The organism is Sphingosinicella sp. (assembly GCF_052387495.1).
Lineage (GTDB): Bacteria > Pseudomonadota > Alphaproteobacteria > Sphingomonadales > Sphingomonadaceae > Allosphingosinicella.
Map to the genome: position 1 here is coordinate 1 of NZ_JBQTJC010000023.1, position 3,635 is coordinate 3,635.

General features: G+C 67.5%; 5 protein-coding genes. 1 reads left to right on the forward strand and 4 read right to left on the reverse strand.

What is annotated here, in order from left to right; all coding sequences use genetic code 11:
* Window positions 1–147: 147 nt before the first annotated feature.
* The 4 genes from ACT4N8_RS01635 to ACT4N8_RS01650 all read right to left on the reverse strand — a co-directional run bounded on the left by ACT4N8_RS01635 (window position 148) and on the right by ACT4N8_RS01650 (window position 1,850).
* Window positions 148–567, reverse strand: a complete 420-nt coding sequence (locus ACT4N8_RS01635; RefSeq protein WP_444856394.1) for an MliC family protein — start codon at window positions 565–567, stop codon at window positions 148–150.
* A gap of 52 nt (window positions 568–619) precedes the next feature.
* The gene (locus tag ACT4N8_RS01640; RefSeq protein WP_444856395.1) at window positions 620–760 is read right to left on the reverse strand and encodes a hypothetical protein; all 141 of its coding nucleotides are present in this window, start codon (window positions 758–760) and stop codon (window positions 620–622) included.
* Between the two features lie 117 nt (window positions 761–877).
* Window positions 878–1,222, reverse strand: coding sequence for a GntR family transcriptional regulator (locus ACT4N8_RS01645; protein ID WP_444856396.1), 345 nt, complete (start codon window positions 1,220–1,222; stop codon window positions 878–880).
* A 31-nt stretch (window positions 1,223–1,253) separates the two neighbouring features.
* Entirely contained in the window at window positions 1,254–1,850 is a 597-nt protein-coding gene (locus ACT4N8_RS01650) for a nitroreductase family protein (RefSeq protein WP_444856397.1), read from the reverse strand.
* 134 nt (window positions 1,851–1,984) lie between these two features.
* Here ACT4N8_RS01650 and ACT4N8_RS01655 point away from each other — a divergent pair, with 134 nt between their 5' ends.
* Entirely contained in the window at window positions 1,985–3,571 is a 1,587-nt protein-coding gene (locus ACT4N8_RS01655; protein ID WP_444856398.1) for a peptide MFS transporter, read from the forward strand.
* Window positions 3,572–3,635 lie beyond the last annotated feature (64 nt).

Here is a 3,635-nt window from a genome sequence, read left to right on the forward strand (position 1 = left end):
AAATTCCCGATTCCCGCTCCCGCCCGACCCCGTCCGGGCGCAGCTCACATAAGCGCCAAGGCGCAAGATTCCAGCGACGAGTCAACGGCCTGGCGTCGAACGGCGGCGCCGGTGCGGCAAATCGGTCACACGGCAGGCACGACAGGCTTAGTGCGCTTCCCCGTCATGCACCGCGCCATGGCCGGAGGCGGCGCGGCGCAGCCGGGTGCAGCGCGCGATCGGGCGGCCCTCGTCGGTGACGTCGTGCGGGTCGTTCGCCTCGGCGAGCAAGGCGGTCTCTCCCCGGATCGACCAGACCAGAGCGGGCGTCGCCTCGCTTCGGTAGCGCATGCCGTAGAGGGTCGGCGCCGCCTCGAGCTCGGTGGTGCGGCCGTCGAAGGTCAGCATCACCTTGGCGTGCTGGAAATCGCCGCCATGTTCGTAGACCGCCGAGGCCTGCCGGCCGTCCTCGCAGGCATAGGGCACGATCGCGGGTCCGTTCTTGACGCGGCCGCCGCCGCTATAGCCGGAAAGGAGGACGGCGCTTCCGATCAGCGCCACGGCGGTAAAGGCAGTCGAGCGCAACATGGCGAGCCTCCGCAAGAAGCACCCTCGAAAATGCGCCAACGAGCGCCCGAAATCAAGCGACGGGGACGTGAAGCGGACCCTGGAGCGGTGGCTCGGGCGGCACATAGGTGAGCTGGACGAACGCCGTCTGCGCGCCCAGCAGCGCGGCGAAGCCGGTGGTGAAGGAAAACAGGAAGGCGCGCATCGGTCGCATCGTCGGTGTCCTCATCGGCTCCGGCGTCACGCCGGGCCTCGACGAGGCTCTACGAAGGGACTCGTTACGCGGCAACAACGCTCGTCGCGGGATTTGTCGCCTTTGTCGACGAGTCGGTCAGGCGAGCGCGCGCTCGACCAGATCCTCGGGCTCGAGGCCGAGCCGGCGCATGTGCGTGACGATCCCCGGCCAGCGATTTTCGAGGAACTCCTTGCGCTCCGACGCGCGCAGCCGGTCGCCTGCCCCGGGCGCGACGAACATCCCGACGCCGCGCTTCACCACGACCAGCCCCTCCTCCTGGAAGGTCTGGTAGGCCTTGGCCACGGTGAGCGGATTGGCGCCGAAATCGGCGGCCAGGCTGCGCACCGACGGCAGCGGATCGCCGTCGCCGACGCGGCCGTCGAGGATCATCGCCGCGATGCGGTCCCGCAGGCGGAGATAGACGTGGCGATCTTCGGCCATGCCGTCATAGTGGGCTAACACACTGCCCGGGTCAAGACCTTTCTGTTACAAGTCCCGGCCAATCCGAGACGACCTCGCCAGGGTTGGGCCGAAGGCGCTCCTCGAGCGGGGCGCCGGGCGTGCCGAGAAAGATGAAGCCGGCGATCCGCTCCGGCGGCTTGCCGAAGGCGGCCAGCACCGCGTCCGAATAAGCCGCCCAGCCCGTCACCCAACCGGCGGCATAACCCAAAGCGTGGGCGGCGAGGCAGAGGTTCATGCAGGCGGCGCCGCAGCTCAGCTCCTGCTCCCAGACCGGGATTTTGTGATCCGGCGTCGGCGAGGAGAGCGCGACGATCAACTCGGGCGCCTGGTGGGCGAAGCGCTCGTGCGCATCGATCTCGAGCCGGCCGGGATTGGAATTGTCGATCCGGTAAGCGCGCTGAAGCAGCGCCGCGAAGGCTTCGCGCTGATCCCCCCGGACGCGGACGAAGCGCCAGGGATGGAGCTTGCCGTGATCGGGCGTGCGCATCGCGGCGGCGAGAATACGCCGCAATTCCGCCGGGTCCGGCCCCGGCGCGACCAGATCGCGCGGGCGTCCGGAGCGGCGGGTTTCGAGCAGGGAAAGGATCGACGAACGGTCGTTGAGCATCGACCAAGGCGCTAACAGGCGAGAAAGGCCGCCACAATCCCGCTTGGCAAGCCCGTCCAAGGCGCTATCGTGCCGCGCCATTCAAGGGCCGTCGCGCGAGCGGCCTCCAGACAATCACCAGGGAGCCAAGCCTGATGGCCACCACCCCAGATTATTCCGCCGAGGCGCAAAGGACCTTCCTCGGCCACCCCCGCGGCCTCTTCGTCCTCTTCTTCGCCGAAATGTGGGAGCGCTTCTCCTATTACGGCATGCGGGCGCTGCTCATTTTCTACCTCGTCCAGCACTGGATGTTCTCCGACGAGCGGGCCTCGATCATCTACGGCGCCTATACGGCCCTCGTTTACATCACGCCGGTGATCGGCGGCTATATCGCCGACCGCTGGCTGGGCCAGCGCAAGGCGGTGCTGTTCGGGGCGGTGCTGCTCACCTTCGGCCACTTCCTGATGGCCTTCGAAGGCACTGGCGGCCAGACCGATCCGGCGATGAACGTGCTGTGGCTCGCCCTCGCCTTCATCATCGTCGGCTCGGGTTTCCTCAAGGCCAACATTTCGGTGATCGTGGGGCAGCTCTATCCCCGCACCGACGTCCGCCGCGACGGCGCCTACACGATCTTCTATATGGGCATTAACCTCGGTGCGGCGATCGGCTCGGCGCTCTGCGGCTATCTCGGCATGACCTATGGCTGGGCCTATGGCTTCGGTCTCGCCGGCATCGGCATGATCGCGGGCCTGATCGTCTTCGTCGTCTTCAAGCCGCTGCTGATGGGCAAGGGCGAATCGAGCAACCCAGCCAAGCTCGAAAGCCGCATCGGGGGGATCAAGTTCGAGTGGTTGCTCTATCTGGTCGGCATTGCCGCGGTGGCGCTGGTCTGGCTGATGATCCAGTATCAGGAGTTGGTCGGCACCCTGCTCGGCATATCCGGCCTGATCCTCGTCATCTATGTCCTCTATACCGCTGTCGTCCGCCTCCCGGCGGAGGACCGCGACCGCATCTTCGCGGCGATGTTCCTCATCCTCGGCTCCATCCTCTTCTGGGCCCTGTTCGAGCAGGCGGGCTCCTCGCTCAACCTGTTCACCGACCGGCATGTCGACCGCGGCGGCGTTCCGGCCGCGGTGTTTCAGTCGATCAACCCCATCTACATCATCCTGCTGGCCCCGTTCTTCGCCATGCTCTGGACATCGCTGGGGCGGCGGGGCCTGGAGCCCTCGGCGCCGGCCAAGTTCGGGCTCGGCATGATCCAGCTCGGCGCCGGTTTCCTCGTTCTCGTCGCCGGCGCCTATGCGGTCGGCATCGAGACTCCGACGCCGGTGATCTTCATCTTCCTCATCTACCTCCTGCACACCACCGGCGAGCTCTGCCTCTCCCCCGTCGGACTCAGCGCGATGAACCGGCTCGCGCCGGCGCACATGGCCTCGCTGATCATGGGCACCTGGTTCTTCGCCTCGGCGACGGGCAATTTCGCCGCGGGCCTGATCGCTGCCGCGACCGGTGCGGGCGAGCTGGAGGGCGAATCGGGCGCCGCCAAGGAGGTCGTGCTCGGCGTCTACAGCACGGTCGGTTGGGTCGCCGTCGGCGTCGGTGTTGCCGTGATCATCGTCTCCCCGCTGGTCAAGCGGCTGATGCACCTCGACACGCTCAAGGACGAGGAACTGGCGGGCCGCGCCGAGCTGGCGGAGAATCAGGCGCCCGGCATGCATCCCGAGCTCGAGACGAAGGCCTGAGATGGCGGGGCGTCTGACCGGGGCGGCGGCGCTCGCCGCCGCGTGCCTTCTCTTCGGCTGCGCC

Coding starts and splice junctions, on each gene's coding strand:
- ACT4N8_RS01635 (WP_444856394.1), bottom strand. CDS start 567: ATGTTGCGCTCGACTGCCTTTACCGCCGTGGCGCTGATCGGAAGCGCC.
- ACT4N8_RS01640 (WP_444856395.1), bottom strand. CDS start 760: ATGCGACCGATGCGCGCCTTCCTGTTTTCCTTCACCACCGGCTTCGCC.
- ACT4N8_RS01645 (WP_444856396.1), bottom strand. CDS start 1,222: ATGGCCGAAGATCGCCACGTCTATCTCCGCCTGCGGGACCGCATCGCG.
- ACT4N8_RS01650 (WP_444856397.1), bottom strand. CDS start 1,850: ATGCTCAACGACCGTTCGTCGATCCTTTCCCTGCTCGAAACCCGCCGC.
- ACT4N8_RS01655 (WP_444856398.1), top strand. CDS start 1,985: ATGGCCACCACCCCAGATTATTCCGCCGAGGCGCAAAGGACCTTCCTC.